The organism is Kaistella antarctica, from assembly GCF_900109615.1.
Classification (GTDB): domain Bacteria; phylum Bacteroidota; class Bacteroidia; order Flavobacteriales; family Weeksellaceae; genus Kaistella; species Kaistella antarctica.
This window is the reverse complement of the sequence record NZ_FOIX01000004.1, coordinates 419,317-444,747: the sequence shown is the minus strand read 5'-3', so window position 1 is coordinate 444,747 and position 25,431 is coordinate 419,317. Positions and strand designations below refer to the sequence as shown.

Genomic DNA, 25,431 nt, shown 5'->3' with positions numbered 1-25,431 from the left:
GCATCCTTTTTTGAGGAGGAACGACGAAAAAAAGATAGAGCGGAAAGCAGGTGTGATCTTGTAAGAAGCGAAAATCTCGTTGCTCCTCATAAAAAAACCGCTTCTTTGCAGAAACGGTTTTGTACTAATTGATGAATTTTATCCGATGATTTCGGCTTCTTCAATCATGATGTCATTCGATTTTGAAGAGATTTCCCAGGCGATAAATTTCTCTGCCTCCTTTACTAAGAGGGGAATCGCAAATGTTAGTAAAGCCAAATCATCTAAAATACCGATGCCAGGAATCCAATCTGGAATCAAGTCGATCGGTGAAATTAAATAGACCAACACGAGAGCTGGTACAATAACGTCTTTGAAATGCGGCTTGTACCCACCTTTTTTACTTGCCGATTTCATCATTCGAATAATCACAGGGATTTTTCCGATGAATCCTTTATGCTTAAATGCTTCTTTGGCTAATTGAATTTTTGAAACTTTCATTTTGTATCTCGATTTTTAAAACACTGTGCAATTCGCAAATTCTATACCATGATTTCGTAAAGTCTGTTAAATTACTGCGTGACGTTGTCGATAAACGCATTGACAGATTTGGAGTTCCAGTCTTTGGTGCCTTCTTCTTTTAAGAGAATTCTCCCATTTTTGTCTAATAAGAAAGTCGTCGGAAAAACCTTTGGTAGCACGTTTTTGGTGATGGGACTTTCGGCAATATAAACTGGCGCGGTGTAATTGTTTTTTTTTATAAAGGCAATCACGTCTTCTTCTTTATCCTGCATCGCAATAAGGACGAAATCAATTTTATCTTTCCGGCCTTCATACAATTTCTCGATGGTTGGCCACTCTTCGCGACATGGCGGACACCAAGTTCCCCAAAAGTTGAGCAGCACGAGTTTGTTTCCTTTCAAGGCTTTTAGGTTGGTGTTCGGAACGTTTATTCCTTTTAACTCGATATTATAATCTTCATCGTTCAAAGTAATCGCGTTTTCAATCGCGGCAACTGGAAAGAAGAGATCTTTCAATTTCAATTTCACCGATGGAAATAGATAAAGCACGGCTATAAAAGCCAAAGCCAAGATAAAAAAGCCATTCTTCCTGAGAAATTCCATGAATAATTTTTTTGGTTTAATTAAAGTAAATCGATAATTTCTTCAATGGCGTCTTTCCCACGATTCTTCGCGTAATAAACTTGTAAGTCATTGTAGAAATCATCTTTCGGATAGGTTTCAGGATTTTCCTTGAATTTCTTCAAAAGATCATTTCCATGTTGTGGCCGAGGACCCCAATCTGCTTTTACAGAGAAATCTTCATTAATGATGATCACTTTTGGGATCGACTGCGTTCCATTGGTTTGAAATTGATCGATGAGTGAAAGATCGCTGTCCCGCATGAAAACTCTAACTTCAATTCCGGCAGCTTCGAAAAACTTCGAAACTGCAGGAACCGTGGCACTTGCATCGCCACACCAAGGTTCTGAAATAATTAAAATTTTACCATTAAAGTTTTTAGCTTTTAGTTTTTCTAATTGATCGGCGTCAACTTTAAATGTTTTTACGGTTCGGTTGGTTCTTGTTAAACCCAATTCGTAATATTCCTGATACTCATCATTTTTATCGGGATTGTTGTGAAAACGTTCTTCTGCTATTTTTAAGTATTCATCAAAGCTGATGGCGTTTTGCCAGTAATTATTCATTCTTTTTTATTTTGTACAAATTTCGGTATAAATGTCGAGTTATTAGGTGACCTAAATCACATTGAGAAAATATCTATCACTCCATCTTTTAAACGGAACAGATAGAATTTTTAATTGAATTAAACGGATTCTGCAAATTTACGAAGTTTATTAATCAAGTATAAATCCGCCAAAACAAAGGCTGCTAAATTTTCTACAATCGGAACTGCGCGCGGTACAACGCAAGGGTCGTGTCGGCCTTTTCCTTCCACAATAATTGGATTTCCTTCGCTGTCAAAACTATCTTGCGGGCGCAAAATCGTCGCGACTGGTTTGAAAGCTACCCGAAAATAAATATCCATTCCGTTGGAGATTCCACCTTGGATTCCGCCAGAGAGATTGGTTTTGGTGGAGAAGTCTTCATTGAACAAATCATTGTGGTCTTTGCCAGTCATCTTCGCACCGCAAAATCCACTTCCATATTCGAAACCTTTGCAGGCATTAATGTTGAGCATTGCTTTTCCAAGCTCTGCCTGAAGTTTTCCAAAAACGGGTTCGCCAATTCCGATGGGTAAATTTTTAATGACGCACGTAATCGTACCGCCGATGGTATTCCCTTCTTTCTTAATTTCTTTGATTTTCGAAATCATTTTTTCAGCGGTTTCCTGATCCGGACACCGAACATCATTGGATTCGATTTTAGAAAAGTCTAAATCCTGATAAGGTTTCTCGCAGAAAATTTCTCCCACCGAGGAAACATAGGCGTTGATTTCTACATTGGTTGGTAAAATTTGTTTGGCCATACTTCCAGCTACGACCCAATTGACCGTTTCGCGCGCAGAAGACTTGCCGCCGCCGCGATAATCGCGGATTCCGAATTTTTGGTCGTAGGTAAAATCTGCGTGACTTGGCCGGTAAGATTTTGAAATATGATCGTAATCTTTTGATTTTTGATTTTCATTTTCAATCATAAATCCAATCGGTGTTCCCGTTGTTTGACACTCAAAAATTCCAGAAAGGAACTTCACGGTATCACTTTCTTTTCTTTGAGTTACGATCGAACTTTGACCAGGTTTTCGGCGATCGAGTTGGTTTTGAACTTCTTCAAAATTAATATTTAAACCGGCGGGAAAATTGGTAACAATTCCGCCATAAGCCGCACCATGACTTTCGCCAAAGGTAGAGAGGGTAAGAAAATTTCCTAAATTGAACATGTTACAAAGTTATAGGTATTTGTTGATTAGCGCTTAATTGATTTAATAATATTTAAGGGGAGTAATCTTTTAAGATAATTTTAAGTTGCTCTTTTTCTTGGTCTGAAATTTTCCGCCAGATAAAACCTTCTTTTAAAGTTGTTCCTTTTAATTGTGGAAAAATGCCAGCATCTAAATCTTCTTGAATGAATTGCGGAGAAATAGCAGGAAGTGGCGTGTCGAAACTGAAAATATAATCCTTAACCATATTAAATTTTAAATTTCCAAGTTGATGGGTTTTGTACTTCTCATATTCAAAATAAGAGGGCTTTATGAACTGATTTTTACTAAAGCCCGACATGAAATTACCAAGTTTGAAGCTGGGCAAATATACTTTAACCAAATTAGGGAAGGAAAGAAACGCAGCAAAAAAAATGGTTGCTGTTGAGAAAATTAGCAGCGAAAATCTTTTAGATAAAAGTTGATAAAAGAGGACAAAGATGAGGATGAAAAAGACCTCGAAGAAAAATCGGTATTGCGCTGAAAACAATAGCACCAAAACACTTTTAATGAAAATTGAAAGAAAGAGAATCCAAATTAATTTAGATTTCTTAATGATTGCGAAAACAAAAAAGATAATTAAGCTGAGCAGAAATGCTAGATGAATTTTACTTTTAATTCCCTGCAGAAACAACCAGTTCTTCACATAATCAAAACGTGAAAACTGCTGAATTTCCGCAAAAGAATATTGCATATCGTAGGTTTTCATGATGGCCATTTCGGAAGAGTTCTGCAACAAAATTGGATTAGGATTCCAGGAAAATCCTAAGTCTAAAAATTGAACTGGGAATATTGGAAACCCAAAAGTCCAGATGTTTTTGAATAGAAAAAGAAGTAAGATAGAAATCCCTAAAAATGTAAATTTCAAATTACTCTTTAAAATAAACAAATTGTAGAGAAAGATAAAAATCGGCATCCAGACCATTGTTGGTTTTATGGCAAAAATAAAAATCGAAAGGGCAAATAAAAATCCTGCCTTTTTATTGTCGTTAAAAACCTCATTTAATAATATCAATGATAAAACAATTACTGGTAAATCTGGCGAGGGAGATTGGATAAATAGAAATAAGATCGGAAAGAAAATGAAGTGAATCCACGATTTCTTTTCTAAAACATAGATTAAATAGACAATGAGGATTAAAACATTTATTCTTAAGAAAGGATCAGAAAAGTGTGAGAGTCCAGCCTGGAAAATATGCCAGAGCGAATTTTGTCCCAACAGCAAATCTAAGTTTGAAATTCCTTTAACTAAACCGACTTCCGAAAGCCATTTGATGGTTGGAACATAGTATCCGAAATGATCTAAAATAAATGGATAGTAAGCACCGAAAAAAATAATAAGAAGTGATATGCTGATGAAAAGAAGAGAGTTCACTCTAATGAAGTCCCAAATCTGCAAATAGGTTTTAAAATAAAAAAATGCCGATATTCCAATTATCAAAGTAGCGATTTCTAAATAAAAATTCAAGGGAATAAAGAATGCCAACACCGTATAAACGATTGTGATAAAAAATATTCCTGTCACAATTTGCATCGCAATACCTTTGGCATAATCGCCAAAAATATTCCTCAAGATTGCTCCGAAACCCAGCAAGGTGGGCAAAAGCAAAATCAGCATGAACAGGATATACAGCATAAAAAAAGATTGCTTAAAAATAAGCAATCTTTTCTATAATATATGAAGTGATTTATTAATTTCTTGGCTGAACTCGACCAGATTTTCTATCTCCAGCTCTACCGATTGTGTACCCAGTTGCGCCACCAACGACACCACCAACTACAGCACCTAAACCTCTGTTTTTCTTATTGATAATCGCACCAGCTGCAGCACCACCTACGGTACCGATAATGGTTCCTTTAGCTGCTTGACTCATTCCTTGTTTCTGCGTAGTTCCCTGGTTTGATCCTTGCGTGTTTCCTGAATTAGATCCAGATGATGAATTTTGTCTAGGAGTATTGTTTACATAAACAGTTTTAGTTTCTCTGATAACTTGCGGTTTTGGAGCTGCTGCAATAGCTTGCTTTCTTTCTGCAATACTGTCAACTTTCTTTTGAGTTTCGTAAGCCATTTTCTCTTTTTCAATAGCTAACTTTTGTTGCTCAATTTCAAGTTGTCTTTGTGCAAACTCTATTTTTTGTTGATCTAGAGATTTTTCAACTACGGTATTTTCCTTTTTACAAGCAGTCAACATAAGTACTGACATTGCTCCTGTCAAGAAGATATTTTTAATAATAAAATTCTTTCTGTTCGGTTGAGATATTAAATTAGTTGATTTCATAATGATAAATTTTAATACGATTTGATAATTAGACTACCAAGTAATCATTCTAAACACCCAATCTCCAAAATTGAAACCAATCTAGTGTTAATGAAATGTTAAAACTTTCGAGAACGTCGATAGAAAGTAATCTTCCGTTGACGGTCAGCGTGTTGTGAAGTATGAATTTATTGTATTAAATAATAAAAATTAATGCGCCTCAATCTATCGTCGATAAATTTCAATTGTATCAACCTTTAACTTTGCTTGTAACCATTTTCTCAATGTTTCTTCACTTTCCTTGGTTAAAGGTTTTTCAATTTGATAAAAGCCAACAGGAATAATATTAGTAGAATCTGTTGTCGAAAATATTTCTTGTTTCGCGACTGATATTGACCTCAGTTCAGGAAAGATGGAAGAAGCTTCTTTGTACAGATTTTCAGTTTGAAAAGAGTATCTGTCTATTTTTGAGGTAAGGTCAGAAATCAACTTTGTATTGGTATTATCAATTTCATTATTGGCAATCTTTTTTGAAGAAACATCTGCTAAAAAAGTACTGTCCTGTCTGATAATCAATTTGGTATTGAGCAGACCTAAACGTTTAAGTTTTTGATTTTCTTCCTCAATTTGCTTACCGGTGAACTTCTTACTCAAAAAGGCTAATTCAATGGTTCTTGGTGCAGTAGGAGAGGTGTAATTGGTTCTTTGATAGACAATCGTATTTCCTTTTGATTCAAATTCCTGTTGGACGTAGAGATTGACTTTTTCTTGAAATCGCTGCTGCTGTATAAATTGATACGCAAAAAACACACTGGGTACAATCATTAAAACCGTGATAATGGTAATCCAGTTTCTCACCTCTTTTTCACGTTTCGCATCTACAAACCCTACCGGAGGATACTTTAGGATTTTCACTACAAAGTACGTCGCAATACAAATGAAGACACAATTAATTGCATACAAAAAAAGTGCGCCACCGAAAAAGGATAAATTTCCGGTTGCCAATCCATAACCTGCCGTACAAAGTGGTGGCATCAGCGCCGTTGCGATGGCAACTCCCGGAATGGGATTCCCTTTTTCGACTCTTGTCACGGCAATTACACCAACTAAACCACCGAAGAAAGCAATCAATACATCATAGATATTGGGTGAAGTTCTGGCTAGAATTTCAGACTGTGCTTCTTTAAAAGGAGTTAGCAGGAAATAAAGAAAAGAAACAATCAACCCAATCAAAGTCGAAATAAGGAGGTTTTTCAGTGACTTGCGCAGAAGTGCAAAATCGAACATCGCTAAGGCAAAACCTGCCCCAACAATTGGAGCCATTAAAGGAGAAATAAGCATTGCCCCAATTACGACTGCCGTAGAATTCACATTTAGTCCCACCGAAGCAATCATGATCGCACACGCTAAAATCCAAACATTTGCCCCAGAGAAAGAAATACTGCCTTGTATATTGGTTAGCACTTTCTCTTTTTCTTCCTCGCCGATGGTCAGGTTAAAGTAATTCTTCATTCCATAAATTAATAAGAAAACAAATGTAGAAAATAAAAGCAGAAGTAAGTAGTAAACAAACGGGTGCAATTTTATCCAGCTAATTCGTGTTTATAGAGTTTAGGCAAAAATCTATTTTTGGGGTGAGTTTCCTTTAAAGATTCACTATGCAACTGCCTTAACTTAGTGAGTTTTTCTAATGAATTGGTACAGTTAATGCCTAACTCTAAATGAGTCTAAACCATAGAAAATTGGTGTTTACAATTATTTCTTTAATGTAGATATTAATGGGTAATTGAGGCTTAAAATTATTTTAAAAATTGGAGGCTAAGATTTTGACCAAGGCTTCATCGTAAAAATTTACAAGTGGGAATTCAAAAAAAGATATTATTGACAGGAGCTTCAGGCACGCTTGGATTTGAAGTGTTGAAGCAGTTATGCGCCATCGGTGATAAATATGAAATTACCATTTTTGATGTAAAGACGGCCAAAAACATTAAAAAGTTTAGTCCTTACAAAGGATCAGTCAATATAATTTACGGGGATATCACTAATGAAAGTGATGTGCTTAAAGCTTGCTACAATCAGGATGTTGTTATTCATCTAGCTGCCATAATTCCACCTTTGGCAGATGATAAACCTGCTTTATCGCATCAGGTAAATACCGTGGGCACCCAAATTTTAATACGGCTTTTAGAGCTTCATTCGTCCAGTGCATTTTTCGTGTACAGTTCCTCCATTTCAGTTTATGGAGATCGGTTAAATAATCCAATGATTACCGTCACCGATCCCTTAAATCCTAGCGAAGGTGATGAATATGCGAAAACTAAAATTTTAGCTGAGGAGACGATCAGAAATTGTAACCTGGACTGGAGTATATTTAGACTCACAGCCATAATGGGCGGACACAAAATTTCTAAACTTATGTTTCATCAACCTTTAAAAACCTCCTTGGAAATAGCAACGCCCAGAGATACGGCCACAGCGTTTGTAAATGCAGTAAATCACCAAATGCAACTCTCTAAAAAAATATTCAATTTAGGTGGCGGCGAAAATTGTAGAATTAAGTATGACGATTTTTTATCCAGATCCTTCGAAATTTTCGGTTTAGGGAAACTTAATTTCCTGCCAAAAAGTTTTGCAGATAAAAATTTTCACTGTGGTTATTATGCGGACGGTGATGTGCTTAATGATTTACTCAATTTCAGGAAGGATACGCTGGAAGATTATTTTGAAAACCAGCAAAACAAAATTTCAGGTTTTACGAAAGCACTTATTTCTGTCTTTAAAGTGCCCATCAAAAAATATTTAGAGAAAAGATCTGAGCCTTTACAAGCTTATATCGATAACGATCTGAAACTGATGGAACACTATTTCATCACTAACAATTTAAAATAAAAATCATGCGTATTTTATTTCTATTCCTGTTCGGAATTATCTGGGGCAACTCTGACCCCAAAGAGACTGTTGATTTAACGATTGTAGTTACCAATATTAAAACCGTTACCGGAAAGGTTGAAGTTGGTGTTTTCAACCAATCGAAAACTTTTCTTCAGAAAGGCAAAGCCTATAAAAGTTACACTGCAAAAGTGACTGGCAACGTGGTCACCTTTACTTTGAAGGATGTCCCTAAAGATTATTATGCCATATCCGTTTATCATGATAAAAACTCCGATAACGAATGCAATTTAAATTTTCTCGGAATTCCGCGAGAGCCTTATGGATTTTCAAAAAATTTCAAGCCAAAATTAAGTAAACCAACTTTCGAAGATTGCAAAATTAACACGCAGAAAAATACGTCTGTAGTAATTGAATTGATCAATTAGCAGCGAATAGTCACTTTATTTTTTGATGAAGCTAGTTTATATTTGTATACAATCTATCAATAATGAGTGGCTTTTCTCGATAATTCAGCTTTTCACGAGGCGCGAAATCGGACAAAACACAATCAAAAAACCCTTAAAGTATTAGTAACTAATAAATTAAGGGTTTGCTATGAGGTTCCTAGCGGATTCGAACCGCTGTAGATGGTGTTGCAGACCACTGCCTAACCACTCGGCCAAAGAACCATTTCGGTTTGCAAATATAGGCCTTTTTATTTTTTGGAAAAAATTTAATTAAAGATTTTCTTTTGCACCCAAGCTTTCGATATCATTTTGTGCCGCTCGAGCCCGATCATAATCCTTAACTCTTACCACTCTGGTGTTCGACCAGCCATCGTGCCAGCCAGTGTTCCCGAGAAATGTAAGTTGATCAAAAGGAACCGCGCGCGTAAAGTTTCGCTTTAGCAAATCATCCGTTGTCAGCTCGCTGCCATCAGCTTTTACCACCTTGGTTCCAGTTATTAATTTGCCGAGACTTCTTCCGTTGCTGAATTTTTCCATTAAAAACATGATCAATCCGTACAATAATAAGGTTCCGATGCGATCGAGTAACGGATTCATATTTGTGATTTCATCGATTGCTTCATCCATATCTTTGCCCGTTATAAAATATTGTGCGATAACATAAATGAATGCTAAAACCACAATCACCACCACCGAAAATCCAAAATCGATGAGGTAATTAAGGAATCGGTAACCTTTTTCTGCTTTGTTTCGCTCGACCACTTGTAAAATTCTTGCCATATTTTTTAATTCAATTTATTGTTTTAATTACATTCCTTTTATCAAAAGTTCTAATTGTGCCTGCGTATCGATGATTGCTGTAATTCCGACCGGATTTAAAACTATTTTCGAAGGTTTCAATTTAAAGACTTTTCCATTCATTTTCAAACCTTTATAATATTCTTTGTTAAAGGTTTCTTCAATACTTTTCTTCGACGCGTTTTCCAGATCGGCAAGCGGAATTCCATATTCGTCTTCAATCATCTTGACGATTTTTCCCTGAAATAAAAACGTCGCAGTTTTGTATAAAATATTTTTCGTTTTTAATTTAAATTTGGTGTCTGTTAAAACGATTTTTCTCTTAACTTCATCATAAACTGGAATTCCCGTGATGTAAGAGGTTCCTTCGATCGCTCCTTCAGTTTCGGCTGCAATCATAATTCGATCCTCTTCTCCATACACCTTTATTGAAGTGATTTTCACTTTTGATTTCCCTTCCCGGAAATCAAATTCTTTTCCTAGAAATGTTCTTTCCGCAATGCTAGTTGCTTCCGTAAATGGGATGTTAACTGTCGTTTGTAATAAAAAGGTTTGCGGAAGTTGCTGCACATAATTAAAATTGGTAATGGTCTTTATTAAAGGGGAAGAAGTGGGTTTTCTTCCAGTGAAAGTTTCGGAATAGGTCTCGATTCCAATATTCGCATCAATTCGATTTCCATGAAAAATAAGAGGCGTGATGTTGACGCTTATCGGGGTTATTTTCAACCAGGTATTGTATTCTTCAGAAACTTGGAGTGGTTCCGAAAACTGATTCCACGCCATAATCGCGTACTGCTGAAAATTGAGTTGCTCCAACATCATATCATCGATTTTCTTACTAAAATCGGCTTGTTGTTTTTTTAAATTCGATTCAATGAGAGAGGTTATGGGAACTTTAATTCGGCCGTAATCGAGCACTGGCTTGGTTACCCATTTGTAACCCATCGGCGATGTTTTTGTTACCATCGTCCAATTATTATTAAAGAGGAGTTGGGTGTTAAAATACATCACGGTCTCGAATGTGGTGTTCTGATAATTGTAAAGACCCAGAGTTCCAATTCCTTTTTCGGCCCATATTTTTAAAGGAACTTCGATGAGGAGATTCTGCTTTGTTCCACCAACTAATCGGATCGGACGCGTTTTCCAAACCTTTACTTTAAACTGGTCATTGTCGTTATCAGTAAAAGAATTGTCTTCAAAAATTAAAGTCGGCACCGAATTATTGATGATATTTCCGATTTCAGCCAACGGGATTTTCACAGGCATCGTGATCGATGATTTTATCTTGGGAAAATTATAAATGGGTACTGATGAGAATTCCCCAGCATGCTGCGAAAATAAGTTCAATCCAAAAAGTAGCGTGATGAGCAAAAGTAGGTGTCGCATTTTTTAATTTTCTATCTAACGCAAATTTGCATAAAATTTAGATAACCAAATTATAAGTAAGATGAAAAATTGCTATTAAAAATATTTTACTACAACAAGCAATTGCATCGATAGGTATAATCTCGAGAAAATTAGCACTCATTTTCGTAACTTGTTGACATGAAAAAATTTGAAATTTCAGTCCTGGATTTAGCGCCAGTTAAACAAAATAAAACCATTCACGATACTTTTATTGACAGTTTAGAATTAGCTAGAGCTGTAGAAAAATTAGATTACAAGAGATTTTGGCTGGCCGAACATCATAATATTGCCAGCATCGCAAGTTCGGCAACTTCAGTTTTAATCGGATTTATTGCCAATGGAACTGAAAATATCCGAGTTGGTTCTGGCGGAATAATGTTACCTAATCACAGCTCGCTCGTCATCGCTGAACAGTTTGGAACCTTAGAAAGTTTATTTCCCAACAGAATTGATTTAGGAGTTGGCCGAGCTCCCGGAACTGATGGCGTAACTGCGAAAGCGTTGGGAAGAAATCCTATGAATATCAATCAGCATTTCCCGCAGCAGATTCAAGAATTACAAAGATATTTCTCCATAGAAAATTCCGGAAGTTTGGTTAGAGCAATTCCAGGTGAAGGTTGCGACATTCCCATTTATATATTAGGTTCTAGTACAGATAGTGCTTGGCTCGCGGCAGAAATGGGATTGCCTTATGCTTTCGCCGGACATTTTGCGCCTCAAATGATGGAAACTGCATTTGAAATTTACCATCAAAATTATCAACCGAGCAAAGGATTTCCAGAACCGTATACGATTGCTTGTGTGAATGGAATTGCCGCAGAAACCGATCAAGAAGCAAAAAAACTTTCAACTACACTTTATCAAGCGTTCGTGAATCTGATTAGAAACGACAGGAAATTTTATGCTCCACCAGTTGATGATATGGATGAAATCTGGAACCCAATGGAAAAGGCGCATGTGGAGAAGATGCTCAAATACAGTTTTGTCGGAAGTGAAGAAACAGTCAAAAATCAAATGAAAGAATTTCATAAAAGGTTTCAAGTGAATGAAATGATGATCACTTCGCCCATTTACGAGCAGGAAGCAAGAATTAATTCGTATGCCATTATAAGAAAAGCAGTTGACGAATTGAATATGATTAGTACAGTGGCTTAGTTATTCTGAAACTTAAATCGTATCCTGACTTGTGTCCCGGCTTGAACGGAGCTCTTTTTTGGTTTGCGTAGAAATGGGCGGGCCGAGGCAGGAAATCAAAAAAAGCGGTAGCCCTTCGACAAGCTCAGGATAAATTCGAACGGAAGTAGACTTCCAAATAAGAATTGTCTGTTCCTCTAAATCTCAGTACCTTTGCAAAAATCTAAAAGTAAAATGTCAGATATTCAACTTAATACGATTCCTGAAGCGATTGAGGATCTTAAAAACGGAAAAGTAATCATCGTAGTTGATGATGAAAATCGGGAAAATGAGGGAGATTTTCTTTCTGCGGCGGAATTAACTACGCCGGAAATTATTAATTTTATGACCATTCACGGTCGTGGCTTGATTTGTACGCCACTTCCTGAAAAACGTTGCGACGAATTAGGACTTGATATTATGGTTACCCGAAGCAGCGATCCGAAAGAAACAGCTTTTACGGTTTCCATTGATCTTTTAGGCGAAGGCGTTTCTACCGGAATTTCGGCGAGCGATCGAAGCAAAACGATTTTGGCTTTGATGGATAAAAATACCAAACCCGCAGATTTCATGCGTCCGGGCCATATTTTTCCGTTGAGAGCGAAGAAAGGTGGTGTTTTGAAAAGAGCTGGACATACTGAAGCGGCAATCGATTTAACTAAATTGGCGGGCTTGCAAGAAGGTGGTGTAATTTGCGAAATCATGAATGATGACGGTTCGATGGCGCGACTTCCTGAGTTGTATCTGTTAGCAAAGAAACATGATTTAAAGTTAATTTCGATTGAAGATTTAATTGAGTACCAATTACGAAAAGGAGATTTGATCGAACGATTGGAAGAAAGAAAAGTTAAGACTCACTACGGAGATTATGATTTTTTCGCTTTTAAAGAAACCAGTACTGACCAAATTCATTTTGCTTTAACGAAAGGACATTGGTCTACCAACGAACCTATTTTGGTAAGAGTTCAGGCGTCGAATTCTTATTTCGATGTTTTGAGTAGATTGACCACTGGTGAAAAACCATTGCTCGAAAAAGTAACCAAAATGATCAATGAAGAAGGAAAAGGAGCGATTATTTTTATTAATAATGTTTCGAATTCTGAAAATACAATGCGAAAATTGCAGCAGTTTTTAGATTTCCAAGATGGTCAGGAAAAACGGGCGACTTTATCTTCGAACTTCCATGATTACGGCATTGGAACCCAGATTTTGAAAAATTTAGGTATTAATAAATTCAGAGTTATTACGCAGGATACGAGCCTAAAACCTGTCGTAGGCGGTTATGATGTTGAGGTGACCGAAATGGTTGCACTTTAGTATTAATGAAAGCGAGTTTTCAACCTCGATAAATTCGTTATAAAAATAGTTGTCAGCATAATATCATGCTGACAATTTTTGTTTAAAATGGTAAAGCAAAACATCACCTCACCAAAAATTGTTATCTTCGTCTCAATGAAATATTTACAAACTTTTCTTTTATTTTTCAGTGCGTTTTTCTTTTCACAAGATATTCGCAGCGTACAATTGTTCAATCCACAAACCAATGATGAAACGCCGGTGATTGGTTTTAATGAACAGCTGATTTTGCGCTTCGATGATTTGTCGAATTCCAGTACGATTTACCGTTACACACTGAAACATTTTGATCGGAATTGGAATGACGATGGTTTGTTTTTTACCGAATATGCGAACGGTAGTTTGACTGGAATGATTGATCGATTTCAGTATTCCTTCAATACTTTGCAAGCGTACACTAATTATACTTTAACTTTCCCCAACGATAAAATTCAACCCAAGATTTCTGGGAATTTCGAGATTGTTGTTTATCAGGATTCTGCCAGCAAACCACTTTTTACTAGGAGATTTGCCGTGGTTGAAGACGGTGCAAATGTGGCTGTGAATGTTTCCAGAACTTCGGATGCAAGAAATCCACAAATTAATCAAAGAGTAGAAGTGCAGGCGATTGGCAACGGGTCGACCATGAGTTCCAATCTTAATTCGTTGACTTTAAATGTCATTCAAAATAACAACTGGAATCTAGGAGTTTACAATCAAAAACAGAGTTCGTCGCTGGGAAATAAAATTCTTTTCCAACAAATGAATCTGGTGTTTCCAGGGAACAATGAATTTTATTATTTCGATAATAAAAATATGAATCAGCCCTTTGATATGGTTGCGCAGGCAGAAAATATCGATGGCATTAATTACACTTATCTGCATTCAGTTTGGGCTTTTCCGCTCAATTATCAATACCAACCAGATGTGAATGGTGCTTTTTATTTCCGGAGAAATGATTTAGGAATAGAAAGAAATTCAGAGCGTGAAGCTGATTATTCCTGGGTTTACTTCGCTTTAGATTCTGAAGAAACCAATAAAGAAATTTATGTCGTTGGTGGTTTTAACGATTTTCTAGCAACCAAAGAAAATCAAATGATCTACGATGAAACATTAAAAAAGTACATCGCAAATATTTATTTGAAACAAGGTTTTTACAACTATATTTTAGCTACTAAAAATCCAGACGGAACATTGAATCTCGGTGAAATAAACGGTAATTTTTGGCAGACCGAAAATCTGTATCAGGCATTTTTATACTACCAGCCTTTTGGTAGAAGTTACGATGGATTGTTGGGTTATGGCGAGTTTAGAACGCCGGTGAGATAGATTTTATTTTATCCTAGTTTGTCAGGATTTTGAGAAGTATGAAAAATTGCCACAATTACAATAAATTCTTTTTCAATTTTGTAATGTATGGTGAACGGGAAAGTTTTAATTGCTAAAACTCTAATATCTTTATATTTTAACGGTGCTGATTTTGGATGGGTTTGAATTAAATCGACTTGCTTTCTAATTTCTTTTTTAAATCTCTTTCCCAAACCAACAACTCTACCTTCGTAGAATTTTGCAGAATCTAGAAATTCCTCGTTTGCTCTAAATGAAAATTTAATTTTCATCCAATTCTCTATCAATTTCAGAAAAGACATCATCTATATCTATGAGACAATCGGGATTTCTCTTGTATTCTTCTATCCTTTCTCTCACTTCATTCTTCTGCCACTCTGGAATTTCGAGATCGATTTTATCTTCTGATAGACCATCAATATAATCCCAAACTCTTTCTAATAAATTTTCAGGAAGCGCTTGTAGTTTTTCAGTAAGTTGTTCAATAGTGACATTCATAGAATCAAAGTTAATAAAAACAATTAATAAAAAAAGACCTTCAGATTTCTCTGAAGGTCAATATTTTTAAATCAAATAAAATTCGTGCAACTTCTCTTCGCACAAAATCTTGACCACGTCAATCCAGCGGTCCTCATCATTCAAACAAGGAATGTAATTGTAGACTTCTCCACCGCCATGCTCAAACTGCTCTTTCCCTTCAACTGAAATTTCTTCCAAAGTTTCTAAACAATCAGATACAAAAGCCGGACAAACAATCGCAAGATTTTTAATTCCTTTCTTGCCTAAATTCTCCAGAGTAGTATCCGTGTACGGTTCCATCCATTTGTCGTTTCCGAGACGGGATTGAAAAGTCACCATCACTTTTTCTTTCGGCAAACCTAATTTCTTAATAACCTGTTCTGTGACTTTAAAACACTGATGTCTGTAGCAAAACTGATGACTCGGATTGTCATCTCTTGAGCAGCAATCGTTTAAATTACAAGTGTTGGTCGGATCAGTTTTGAAGATGTGTCTTTCCGGAACGCCGTGATAAGAAAACTGTAACGCATCAAACGTTTCAGGAAGTTTTTCGCGAATACTTTCAGCCAAACAGTCGATATAAATTTCACGATTGTAGAACGGTTGAACGTAATTAATTTTAATATCTGGGAAATGTTTCTTACGAACATCTTCTGCTTTGTCAATCACCGTTTCCGTTGTGCTCATCGCATATTGAGGATACAATGGAAAAAGTACAATTTCCGTAACGCCTTGATCGGTCAGTTTTCTAATTCCAGTTTCGATACTCGGTTCAGCGTACCGCATTCCGATTTCTACGGGAACATCAACGATCTTTTGAAGCTTCGTCTTAATTCTTTCCGTGATGAAAATAAGGGGCGAACCTTCCTCAGTCCAAACCGTTTTATACGCTTCTGCAGATTTCTTGGGACGCGTATTGAGGATAATTCCCTGCACCAGCAAAGACCGGAAGAACCAGCGATAATCAATCACTTTTTCGTCCATTAAAAACTCATCCAGATATTCTCTGACATCCTCCGTTTTCGTCGATCTTGGTGACCCGAGATTAACTAATAAAATTCCTTTTTTCGACATGTATTTTTTATTTGGGCGCCAATTTCCGCCTTCCACTCCCGCTTTTTTAATTGCTGCCTTAGTTTCGGCATGCTCAACCACCAAGACAAGCTCAGTCATCAATTAAAAAGAGCTCCGTTCAAGTCGGGGCGCAACCCTGTTATATTTTTAAAATGACAGCAAATTATTGAAAATTACATTTATCTTCAACTATCAACTATCAACCGTTCACCGCTTCCACATGTTCTACCAATTCTGGCACAAACTGTTTCAGTAGATTTTCAATTCCACCTTTCAAAGTAGCTGTTGAACTTGGGCAACCTGAACACGCACCTTGCAATAACATTTTTGCAGTTTTCGTTTCGGCATCATATTCCATTAAGGAGATTTTTCCGCCATCGCTTTCTACGGCTGGTGCAACATATTCAGTTAAGATATCCGAAATTTTTTGTTCCGTTTCGGTATATTCTCTATTCATGATCGCTGCTGCTGGACTTTCATGTTTCTGTGCGGTTGCATTAGAAACAACACCGCCATTTTGTAAATAGTCTGCTACAAAAGTTCGCATCTTCACCATTACTTCATGCCATTCTACAGACACATTTTTAGTAACGGCCACGAAATTGTCAGAAATGAAAACTTCTTTAGCAAAGTCATATTCCTCAAAAATCGCTTGAGCTAAAGGAACATCACTTGCTTCTTCACGGGATTTTACTTCGATAAACCCATTAAGCAGTGAAGTATTTGAAACGAATTTCATCACCATCGGATTGGGCGTCATTTCAGCATAAATCATATGTTCTTCATTTTTTTTCTGAAGATAAATTCGTGGATTTGCTGACAATTCTTCTTGGATAATTCCCTTTAAAGGTTCAATCACGTTTTCCCAATCGATACCATCTTGTTTTGCTACGGCAATAAAGTTGGCCGTAATAAAAACCCGTTCTACGAAAGGATATTTGAAAAGTTCTTGAGCTAGAGGAATTTCTTTAATATCAGAATTTCGATCCAATTCCAAAGAGCCCGGAATCAAGTTGTAGTCGGCTACGAACTTCATCACTTTTGGGTTTTCGGTTGGCTCTATAATTATTTGTCTCATTTTATTTCACTAAATTTGAGTACAAAAATACGGATAACAATTTAGATTTCATTACGGACGTTTTAGACCCTATCAATGAGTTTAATCAGCAAAAAATAGAAAAATTTTCGAAATACTAAAACTTGTAGACTTTAAAATTAAAAAATGTGAAGCAAATGGGATTTGTCTTTTATCTTTTTTCTATTATCTTATCATCTTTAAATAAAAATTATGGCACTTATAAAAGAACTTTTAGGAAAAACTCCACAAATCGGAACCGATACCTTTCTCGCAGAAACCGCTACCATTATTGGTGATGTTACGACGGGCACAGAATGCAGTATTTGGTATAACGCCGTGATTCGCGGCGATGTGAATTACATTAAATTAGGAAATAAAGTCAATGTGCAAGATAATGTGATGCTGCACTGTACGTATGAAAAATTCCCTTTAATCATTGGTGATAATGTCTCGATCGGACATAACGCCATTGTTCATGGCTGCACGATTCAAGACAATGTTCTCATTGGAATGGGCGCAATTGTGATGGATGATTGTTTGGTTGAGAGCAACTCAATTGTTGGCGCAGGCTCAGTCGTGATTCAAGGCACGCACATCAAATCTGGTGAAGTTTGGGCCGGAACACCAGCTCGAAAAATTAAAGATACCTCTGCAGAACTACTGGAAGGCGAGGTGAATAGAATCGCCAATAATTATGTGAAATATTCATCTTGGTATAAAGATTAATTGCTTTTTAGATATATCGTGCAAAAGTAGTAGGATTTATTCTACTACTTCTTTTTCTAAACGATCACCAATCAAAACTGGTTTTCCATTTTCACATTTAATTTCCAAAGGCGGCATCACCAAGGCACAATCCGACACTAAACCGTACTTGGTATTAAAAGCACTTTGCATAGACGTGAACTGCGTTACTTTTGGTAAAACTTGATCCTCTAGTTTTAAGGGATAAGCGATATAAGAACTTGGTCCGCCACACGCTTTGGATCCGATAGCCGTAAATTTCCAATCGGCTGGATCGGTGCAAGATTCGGTAGCGACTATAGAATCAATTTCTTTAATCAATTTCTTCATTTGCAGTTGCTCCTCTTCTTGCGTGAAATGATTGTGTGGCTTTTCAGAAATATCTTTCGGTAGCGTGTCTTCATCAATTTTTACTTTTCTTAAGGAGCAGGACGCTACTGTTGAAGCGGATATTAAAATAATTAGGAGATGTTTCATTTTTATATTTTCTACTATTTTACAATAATACGGCCTTTTTCAAATATAAATCCCGATTCATTCATTTGAATCGGGATTTTTTGTCATTTTAATTACGAATGTCCTGGCGAACTTTACCACCTTAATTTAGAAACATCAAGATAAAAAAACTTTGTCTTCTGAGCTTTCGAGTAAACACTTTTTAAAGTTAGATCGCTTCAAGATGAAGTTTTTTTCATAAATTTTCTGGTAACGCTCAGGTATTTCTGCAGGTCGGGGTGGACTTTTATAACAAGTCTTTGTAAATATAACAAATTAAACAATTAGTAAAAACTTTAAGGATAGGCACTTCCGACAGGCTAATAGAAATACCGTCTTTACTCTATAATCATAAAATTAATACCTTTAAATAAACAAGATAGAGGTGGTGTCCTACGTCTTTATTACGTGTTTTGAATATAGTAACAAACAGTTTTACTTTCAGGTTCTATAAAAACATATAAACTTCCATCACACCAAAAATTCATACGTTCAAAATATTGTTGCATGAATTTATCTTCACATTCTACGTTGGTAAATTCTGTTTCAATCTGGTTCCACGTTGAAAATTGACAAAGAAATTTCATTTTTTTTCCACTCTTTGGGCAAATTGGAACATCATCATCTTGTAATAAATTTGGTTTTCCGGCAATTCCTAAGATGGTAAGTTCATTTTCGTCTGTTAAACCTTCAAATTCACGAAGAGAAAGTTTACTTTGTTTGAATTGAATAATTGAATCTTTTTTCAATTCATCAAATGCCGAAGTTATTTCGCTTGAATCTTCTGGTGCAAGTATCTTTGGTGCATTTGGATTGGAGTAATCCAAATATACATTTTCAATATCTAAATAAATTGGGCAAATTAAATGAACATCAAATGGAAGCCAATTGAAGTACTTATCACTACTATTTATAAATCCAACATATTGAAATCCGCTTAAAAATTTATTTTCTGGAACGGTAAAATCAGCTGGAAAAGTACCACCTAAAGTATGCAATCCGTTTTCATTTTTGTAGAATTCTACGTTTGATTCATTTTTATTCGAACCAAGTATGTCTTTGAAAAAATTCATTATTAGCGAGAGTTTTGTTTAATATGAAGTGTGACGTTTTGGGACTTTGCCATGGTGGGGACTTTTATTACAAGTTTTTGTAAATATAATAAATTGAATAATTAGCGAAAAGCTTAATGATAGGAACTTCCGACGCGCTAATAGAAATACTTACTGGTGTTGTGCGATGGTGCTCTTTATTTAAATTCAATTAACTTTTCATTTGCTATATCATACTCATATATTTTTTGTGTTTCAATATCTATATAAATCCATTGCATGATCGTAAATCGGTGCTCAAAAGTATAGCCAATGCCCAAAACTTGATAATATTTGTTATTTTCTGTTCTACTCTCAATAGAATACTCTAATTGTTCTTTTTTTTGAATAGCGGATTGTATTAATTTGTTTTTTGAGTTTGCTATATAGAATTCAGCTAAAACATATAAATCATCTAATCCACTTTTTGAATAAATATCGTCAGAATAGTGGTATTTTAATTCTTTTTTATATTCTTTTCTAAATTTAGACACTTTTCCATCTTGAGTTTTCTTAATAGCGATTAGCCAATCTTCTATTTGTGGTGTTTCTCCATCTCCAGCAATGTATATGGTGTCTTTTTTCCATTTAATTTCACAAATGTCACCTCTTCGTAAGTTTCTTTGATCATTATTGTCATTCACAAAACTATAGGTGTCTTTTCCTTTTTTTGCATACAACCACCTATAATCTCCATTATCATTATAGTATACAAATTCAAAGGGATCTGTGAAAATTTTAGGTGTTTTTTCTTTAATTTGATTTTCATCAGCTTTTATTGATGTACTTTTTAAAGTGTCTTGGATTGTAACTTTTTGTTTACTTTCACTTGTTTTGTTCTCACAAGATTGTAAAGCGAAAGAGAGCATTAAAAGTTTGAGTATTATTTTCATCTGTTTTTTTATCGTTTCATTTTCTGACGAATGTTGGTTTAGCATATCGCACACCACCCAAATATACGCAACTCTGCCTTTCAACCCAATTTATTTCTCTCCTTGGCGTTTGCTTTACTTCTGGTTTAAAGAATATTTCCTGTTCCTTTCTGCAAAATAGTTAAGATTAGTCATATTTAATAACCAACTGCTTTTCTTAATCCATTTTAGAGAAAGATTAAAATCCCAACTCAAATCAATGAATGGTGATTTCGCTCATTTCATTCAACTCAATTTCCTTAAATTTGACCAATGGACCAATCTCTCTTTAATTTAACCGAACATACCAACCGCAGTATTTTTCTCACCGGAAAAGCCGGCACCGGAAAAACCACTTTCCTGAACGAGTTCGTCAAGAAAACCAAAAAAAAACACATCGTGGTTGCTCCGACTGGAATTGCCGCGATCAACGCTGGTGGCGTGACCATTCACTCCATGTTCGGACTTCCTTTAAGAACCTTCATCCCCACAACAGATAGAATCGACAGCAACTTAGGAAATAATATTTCCGACTTAATGCAGCATTTCAAATACCGAAAAGACAAGCTAAAGTTATTGCGTGAAATTGAAATCATTATCATCGATGAGGTTTCCATGCTTCGCGCCGATGTTTTAGATATGATGGATTTCTCTTTACGTTTCGTTCGTCGGAATCAGCAGAAATTCGGCGGCGTTCAAATGTTATTTATTGGCGATTTGTACCAATTGCCACCAGTTGTTCGTGATGAACATTTTTTAGGTCAATATTACAAATCCCCTTTTTTCTTCGAGAGTTATGCTTTAAAGGAAATGCCTTTAATTACGCTTGAACTCACGACGGTTTATCGGCAAACCGATGAGAAATTTCTGGATATTCTGAATGATATTCGGGATGGCGCAGTCGGCGATATCGATTTTGAAACGTTGAACGAAAGATATATTCCAGACTTTGAACCAACTTATGAAGCCTACGTTTATTTAACGTCGCATAACCGAATGGCCGACGAAATCAACCAGAAGAAAATTGCGGCTTTGAAAGGGAAACCATATTTCTATTCGGCAGATATCGTAGGTAATTTTAATGAAAATCAATATCCAAACGAAGAGGAACTGCAGTTGAAAGTCGGCGCGCAAGTGATGTTTATTCGCAACGACGCCAGTTCCGAGAAAAGATATTTCAACGGTAAACTTGCTGAAGTCATGAATCTGGATGACAAAGAAATTACCGTGCTCATCGATGGTGATGATGAAGTTTTTAAAATTAAAAAAGAAACATGGGAGCAGAAAAGATATGGTTTAGATGCCGATAAAAATATTACCGAAGATGTCTTGGGCAGTTTTCAGCAGTATCCAATTCGCCTGGCTTGGGCGGTGACCATTCATAAATCGCAAGGTTTGACATTTGATCGGTTGATTATTGACGCCGGGAAATCTTTTGCGTCCGGACAGGTTTATGTGGCGCTTTCCCGGTGCCGAACTTTGGAAGGAATTGTTTTAAAATCGAAGATTACGCCTAATGTAATTTTTGCTGATCGACGCGTTTCCAAATTTCAAGATGAAACCAATGCCAACGCTAAGATTGATGAAATCCTGGAAGTCGAAAAATACGATTACAGCATTAAGAAAGTCGTCAGCCGATTGGATTGTCTGTGGTTCAAATTTTCACTGGAGAAATGGTTTAATTCAACCAAAACCAGCAAGGCACTCGATAAAAATAAAGCGCAGCATTTATATCAAAATTTAAAACCGAAGATTGAAAACTTTGGTCAGGTTTATCAGAAGTTTGAAAAAATAATGCTGCAGAAAACCCATAAATTCATTAATGGAAATGAAGAATGGAGCGAGATTGAAACCAAAGCCAAAGGGGCGGTCAATTTCTTTTTTACTAAAATAAATTTGGAAGTCTTCCAACCTTTACTCGATTTCTATGCTGAAAATAAAGGAACCAAAGGACTGAAAGAATACAACGAAGATTTCCGGGTTTTTCTAGATGATTTAGAAGATTATCTGAATGATCTCAAGAAAGTTTATCTGTTGGAAATTCCGCTTTTCAATACGGATAATAATATTTCTATTTCGACCAAGGTGGCGAAGATTCCATCTCATATTTTAAGTTTTCAATTGTTTGAAGAAGGTAAAACCATTCCCGAAATCGCCAAAGAAAGAGGTTTGGTTTCCGAAACTATTTTCGGACATCTGGCAAAATTTGCAGAGCAAGGTTTACTGGATATAGCCAGAATCTTCGACAAACAAAAGATTAAAACCTTCGAAAAAGAATTTAAGAAAAGTTCCCACGAAACCTTAAACGATTGGAAAAGAGAATTGCCAAATGATTTTGAATTCAATGAAATCCGTTTGTTGCTGAACCACTTCAATCATAAAAAGTCGAAGACGGAAAAGTAATTGTTAACTTCCTGAAACTAAAAAAGTCACAAAAAGATTCTTTTGTGACTTTTAACTTTATTGATTAAACTCCTTTATCTTTTAATCACAATCTTTTTCATAGGTTCAACAGGTTTTCTATTCTGGTATTTTTTAATCCAGTTATAAAATACCAAGAAGCCAAAGATGAAGATGGAAATGCGGGACAATAAATCACCGGTTCGCGTATAGAAAGTTTGATGTTCATACAGATTAACTTTCGCGAATAACGTAGTTTTATCACCATAAAAGGTATCTCCTAAAACATCACCTCTTGCATCAATGTGCGCGGAAATTCCACTGTTCGCAGACCGTGCGATTTCGCGTCGTGTTTCTATGGCGCGCATTCTGGCATAAGCCATCAACTGTTTGTGACCTTGCGTAACGCCCCACCACGAGTCATTGGTCATAATTCCTAAAAAGTTGGCGCCCTCTTTTACGTAATCGGTCACGAACTCTCCGTAAATACTTTCATAACAAATGATGGGTGCCATTTTTCCTTTGTTGAAAGTGTTGGTGAATACTTTTCTTTTTTCGTCAATGCCCAGCGAAGCAGTTGTGCCACCAAGGTTCAACATAGCGTTTCCAAGCAGTGGTTTCAACACACTGATATACGGAAAAATCTCAACGCCAGGAACCAATTTCCCTTTGTGATAGACTTCTACTTTTTGATTGGGTATAATCTGAACAGCCGAGTTATAACTGTCCACAAAAATACCTTGCGACGTCTGATAGGCGGTTTTCGATTTTTCATTTTCGTTCGGATAAAATCGATGCGAAGAAATTCCAGTTACTAAAACCGATTTCGGGTGTTTGCTTAAAAAGTTTTTCGTCTTATTTAAAAGTTCACTTTCTTCAAACCCCGTTTCAGAAATCGACCCGAAACCAGGAAGTGAAGTTTCTGGACCAATATAATAATCGATTTGACCTTTTGAATTTTCTTCGGCTAAAGTCAGCAAGTCATTTAAAATAGTCAGACTGTCTTTAGAATATTTTTCGGTGTAAGGATTGAGTTCCGGCTGCAGCATTAACACATTAACTGTTCCTGTCGGTTTCAAATCGAAGTTTTTGTATTGTCCGACAGAGATCAACATTGGTAAAGCGATGCCAGCCACTAATACTGAAGAGTTAATGATTAAAGATTTTCTTTTTCTGCCCGCCTCCCAAATTCGTAAGGTGTAGAAAGCGAAAACATTAACCAGTAAAATCCAGAAACTACCGCCAGTCGAGCCAAGAGTATCATACCACTGAATAAATTGCGGGTAATCAGCGAAGACGTTTCCTAAATTCAACCACGGCCAAGTGAATTCCCAACTTAAATGAAGTTTTTCCCAAACCATCCAAATGGCGACGAAGAAGACCAATCCAAAATAAGTTCCCTGTGCTTTTTTGTACCAATGGTAGCATTGGAAAACAATAGCGTAGAAAAAGGAATTAAATAAAACGGGAAAAACAACTGCAAAAAGCGAGTGCGAACCATCTGGATTTCTCGCTCCGTATAACCAACCGGTTGTGACGATATTCCAAATCACGAAACAGAGATAGGTGAGACCGAAAATTGTCCAACCTTTTCTTTTAATTTTAGAGAAATTTGAAATGTCGTGTTCGAGAATTAGTAGAGGAACAAGGGCAAAAAATATAAAAAACGGAATTCCGTACGTGGGCCAAGAGATACTCAACAAAACCGCTGAGAGCAAAGAAAGAATAATATATTTCATAGGTTGTTTAAAACGTATTTAATTTTCAAAGTTAAGAATTTTGCCTTTGAGTTTTAGTGGTGAGGTTCTTCACTTCGCTTTTCTCTGTTTAGAAAGACAATGGCATTTCGCAATTAAGAAGATTGTATGGTTCTGGAAAATCCCTAAAACTGATTTTCAATTTCCACACTTACCCCGCGCATTTCGCCCGTCATGGGTGGACTGGTTTTGGTGATTCTGATTTTAATAAAAGAAATCTGAGGAAATTTTAGTTTGATGCTTTTCAAAATTCTACCTGCCACATTTTCCATCAGCTTGGACGGAATCTTCATTTCTTGATGAATGATTTCATTGATTTCAGCGTAGTTGATGGTGTCATTTAAATCATCAGTTTCCACTGCTTTCCAGTAATCCGTGTGAACTTCTACATTCAAAAGATAGTAGGTTCCGATCAGGGTTTCTTCGGGAAGAGCCCCGTGGTACGCGTAGATTTTGAGGTCTTCTATAATTATTTTTGAGGTCATTATTTTATTCGTGTTTTGGATAGGATAATATTGATTTACATCTTAATTCTCCTTAATATCTTAATGTTAAAAAAAGGTACATCTAAGTTTTGGCTAAAGCCAACTGATTTTTTTTATTTATTAAACGGGCTAAAGCCCGTTCCTATTGATGTATGTGCTTTACTCTAATCTTATTCTTTCTTTCTTTCTCTGAATTGTCACATTATCACATCAACACATCATCAAATCATTTCCCGCAATAGGGATGGAAGTGGAAATCCCGGAACAGGCGTTGGCAAAGCATTGGCGTGAGGAATTGCAAC

25 protein-coding genes and 1 tRNA gene are annotated in these 25,431 nt (G+C 36.2%); 7 read left to right on the top strand and 19 right to left on the bottom strand.

The window, feature by feature from the left end; genetic code table 11:
• Window positions 1-138: 138 nt before the first annotated feature.
• The 7 genes from BMX49_RS13610 to BMX49_RS13580 form a co-directional block, all read right to left on the bottom strand.
• Window positions 139-480, bottom strand: a complete 342-nt coding sequence (locus BMX49_RS13610) for a YkvA family protein (protein ID WP_051803721.1) — start codon at window positions 478-480, stop codon at window positions 139-141.
• 71 nt (window positions 481-551) lie between these two features.
• Window positions 552-1,103, bottom strand: a complete 552-nt coding sequence (locus BMX49_RS13605) for a TlpA family protein disulfide reductase (protein ID WP_034719225.1) — start codon at window positions 1,101-1,103, stop codon at window positions 552-554.
• A 20-nt stretch (window positions 1,104-1,123) separates the two neighbouring features.
• Complete coding sequence (locus BMX49_RS13600; protein ID WP_034719227.1) at window positions 1,124-1,687, bottom strand: thioredoxin family protein; 564 nt, start codon at window positions 1,685-1,687, stop codon at window positions 1,124-1,126.
• 119 nt (window positions 1,688-1,806) lie between these two features.
• Complete coding sequence (gene aroC, locus BMX49_RS13595) at window positions 1,807-2,880, bottom strand: chorismate synthase (RefSeq protein WP_034719228.1); 1,074 nt, start codon at window positions 2,878-2,880, stop codon at window positions 1,807-1,809.
• A 52-nt stretch (window positions 2,881-2,932) separates the two neighbouring features.
• A complete protein-coding gene (locus BMX49_RS13590; RefSeq protein WP_034719231.1) occupies window positions 2,933-4,555 on the bottom strand; it encodes an LIC_10190 family membrane protein in 1,623 nt (540 codons plus the stop codon).
• Window positions 4,556-4,610: 55 nt separating this feature from the next.
• Complete coding sequence (locus BMX49_RS13585; protein WP_246005087.1) at window positions 4,611-5,198, bottom strand: YMGG-like glycine zipper-containing protein; 588 nt, start codon at window positions 5,196-5,198, stop codon at window positions 4,611-4,613.
• A gap of 204 nt (window positions 5,199-5,402) precedes the next feature.
• The gene (locus tag BMX49_RS13580) at window positions 5,403-6,689 is read right to left on the bottom strand and encodes a DUF389 domain-containing protein (RefSeq protein WP_034719234.1); all 1,287 of its coding nucleotides are present in this window, start codon (window positions 6,687-6,689) and stop codon (window positions 5,403-5,405) included.
• 345 nt (window positions 6,690-7,034) lie between these two features.
• Between BMX49_RS13580 and BMX49_RS13575 the strand changes: the two genes are divergently transcribed.
• Both BMX49_RS13575 and BMX49_RS13570 read left to right on the top strand, forming a co-directional pair.
• Window positions 7,035-8,066, top strand: coding sequence for an NAD-dependent epimerase/dehydratase family protein (locus tag BMX49_RS13575; RefSeq protein ID WP_246005086.1), 1,032 nt, complete (start codon window positions 7,035-7,037; stop codon window positions 8,064-8,066).
• A 5-nt stretch (window positions 8,067-8,071) separates the two neighbouring features.
• Window positions 8,072-8,494, top strand: a complete 423-nt coding sequence (locus BMX49_RS13570) for a DUF2141 domain-containing protein (protein ID WP_051803722.1) — start codon at window positions 8,072-8,074, stop codon at window positions 8,492-8,494.
• A gap of 172 nt (window positions 8,495-8,666) precedes the next feature.
• Here BMX49_RS13570 and BMX49_RS13565 read toward each other — a convergent pair.
• From BMX49_RS13565 to BMX49_RS13555, 3 genes are all read right to left on the bottom strand, one after another.
• Window positions 8,667-8,737, bottom strand: a tRNA-Cys gene (locus tag BMX49_RS13565).
• A 48-nt stretch (window positions 8,738-8,785) separates the two neighbouring features.
• Complete coding sequence (locus BMX49_RS13560) at window positions 8,786-9,295, bottom strand: RDD family protein (protein ID WP_034719236.1); 510 nt, start codon at window positions 9,293-9,295, stop codon at window positions 8,786-8,788.
• A gap of 27 nt (window positions 9,296-9,322) precedes the next feature.
• Window positions 9,323-10,699, bottom strand: coding sequence for a DUF4403 family protein (locus tag BMX49_RS13555; RefSeq protein ID WP_034719237.1), 1,377 nt, complete (start codon window positions 10,697-10,699; stop codon window positions 9,323-9,325).
• Window positions 10,700-10,858: 159 nt separating this feature from the next.
• Between BMX49_RS13555 and BMX49_RS13550 the strand changes: the two genes are divergently transcribed.
• The 3 genes from BMX49_RS13550 (at window position 10,859) to BMX49_RS13540 (ending at window position 14,557) form a co-directional block, all read left to right on the top strand.
• Window positions 10,859-11,875 carry an LLM class flavin-dependent oxidoreductase gene (locus tag BMX49_RS13550; RefSeq protein WP_034719239.1) on the top strand — a complete coding sequence of 339 codons (1,017 nt, stop codon included), beginning with the start codon at window positions 10,859-10,861 and terminating at the stop codon, window positions 11,873-11,875.
• Between the two features lie 213 nt (window positions 11,876-12,088).
• Window positions 12,089-13,210 carry a 3,4-dihydroxy-2-butanone-4-phosphate synthase gene (gene ribB, locus BMX49_RS13545; RefSeq protein WP_034719240.1) on the top strand — a complete coding sequence of 374 codons (1,122 nt, stop codon included), beginning with the start codon at window positions 12,089-12,091 and terminating at the stop codon, window positions 13,208-13,210.
• A gap of 135 nt (window positions 13,211-13,345) precedes the next feature.
• Window positions 13,346-14,557, top strand: coding sequence for a type IX secretion system plug protein (locus BMX49_RS13540; RefSeq protein ID WP_034721234.1), 1,212 nt, complete (start codon window positions 13,346-13,348; stop codon window positions 14,555-14,557).
• Window positions 14,558-14,565: 8 nt separating this feature from the next.
• Here the strand turns inward: BMX49_RS13540 and BMX49_RS13535 are convergent, their stop codons facing one another.
• The 4 genes from BMX49_RS13535 to BMX49_RS13520 all read right to left on the bottom strand — a co-directional run bounded on the left by BMX49_RS13535 (window position 14,566) and on the right by BMX49_RS13520 (window position 17,246).
• Window positions 14,566-14,847 carry a type II toxin-antitoxin system RelE/ParE family toxin gene (locus tag BMX49_RS13535; RefSeq protein ID WP_034719242.1) on the bottom strand — a complete coding sequence of 94 codons (282 nt, stop codon included), beginning with the start codon at window positions 14,845-14,847 and terminating at the stop codon, window positions 14,566-14,568.
• On the bottom strand, window positions 14,837-15,073 hold the full coding sequence (locus BMX49_RS13530; RefSeq protein WP_034719244.1) for an addiction module protein: 237 nt from the start codon (window positions 15,071-15,073) through the stop codon (window positions 14,837-14,839). The genes BMX49_RS13535 and BMX49_RS13530 overlap by 11 nt, the downstream gene beginning before the upstream one ends.
• Before the next feature lie 66 nt (window positions 15,074-15,139).
• Complete coding sequence (gene hemH / locus BMX49_RS13525; RefSeq protein ID WP_034721236.1) at window positions 15,140-16,168, bottom strand: ferrochelatase; 1,029 nt, start codon at window positions 16,166-16,168, stop codon at window positions 15,140-15,142.
• A 199-nt stretch (window positions 16,169-16,367) separates the two neighbouring features.
• The gene (locus BMX49_RS13520; protein ID WP_034719246.1) at window positions 16,368-17,246 is read right to left on the bottom strand and encodes an iron-sulfur cluster biogenesis protein NfuA; all 879 of its coding nucleotides are present in this window, start codon (window positions 17,244-17,246) and stop codon (window positions 16,368-16,370) included.
• 210 nt (window positions 17,247-17,456) lie between these two features.
• Between BMX49_RS13520 and BMX49_RS13515 the strand changes: the two genes are divergently transcribed.
• Window positions 17,457-17,972 carry a gamma carbonic anhydrase family protein gene (locus tag BMX49_RS13515; RefSeq protein ID WP_034719248.1) on the top strand — a complete coding sequence of 172 codons (516 nt, stop codon included), beginning with the start codon at window positions 17,457-17,459 and terminating at the stop codon, window positions 17,970-17,972.
• Window positions 17,973-18,008: 36 nt separating this feature from the next.
• On the opposite strand, the gene BMX49_RS13510 is transcribed toward BMX49_RS13515, so the two are convergent.
• From BMX49_RS13510 to BMX49_RS13500, 3 genes are all read right to left on the bottom strand, one after another.
• Complete coding sequence (locus BMX49_RS13510; protein ID WP_034719250.1) at window positions 18,009-18,467, bottom strand: hypothetical protein; 459 nt, start codon at window positions 18,465-18,467, stop codon at window positions 18,009-18,011.
• Between the two features lie 422 nt (window positions 18,468-18,889).
• Window positions 18,890-19,558 (bottom strand): hypothetical protein, encoded by a 669-nt coding sequence (locus tag BMX49_RS13505; RefSeq protein WP_034719251.1) that lies wholly within the window; start codon window positions 19,556-19,558, stop codon window positions 18,890-18,892.
• 176 nt (window positions 19,559-19,734) lie between these two features.
• Window positions 19,735-20,469: a hypothetical protein gene (locus tag BMX49_RS13500; protein ID WP_034721238.1), complete on the bottom strand. Its 735-nt coding sequence runs from the start codon at window positions 20,467-20,469 to the stop codon at window positions 19,735-19,737.
• Window positions 20,470-20,760: 291 nt separating this feature from the next.
• On the opposite strand from BMX49_RS13500, the gene BMX49_RS13495 reads away from it, so the two are divergent.
• Window positions 20,761-22,890 carry a helix-turn-helix domain-containing protein gene (locus tag BMX49_RS13495; RefSeq protein ID WP_034719254.1) on the top strand — a complete coding sequence of 710 codons (2,130 nt, stop codon included), beginning with the start codon at window positions 20,761-20,763 and terminating at the stop codon, window positions 22,888-22,890.
• Between the two features lie 74 nt (window positions 22,891-22,964).
• Here BMX49_RS13495 and lnt read toward each other — a convergent pair whose 3' ends face one another.
• Window positions 22,965-24,626, bottom strand: coding sequence for an apolipoprotein N-acyltransferase (lnt, locus tag BMX49_RS13490; RefSeq protein ID WP_034719256.1), 1,662 nt, complete (start codon window positions 24,624-24,626; stop codon window positions 22,965-22,967).
• A 143-nt stretch (window positions 24,627-24,769) separates the two neighbouring features.
• The gene (gene folB / locus BMX49_RS13485) at window positions 24,770-25,129 is read right to left on the bottom strand and encodes a dihydroneopterin aldolase (RefSeq protein WP_034719257.1); all 360 of its coding nucleotides are present in this window, start codon (window positions 25,127-25,129) and stop codon (window positions 24,770-24,772) included.
• Between the last annotated feature and the right edge of the window lie 302 nt (window positions 25,130-25,431).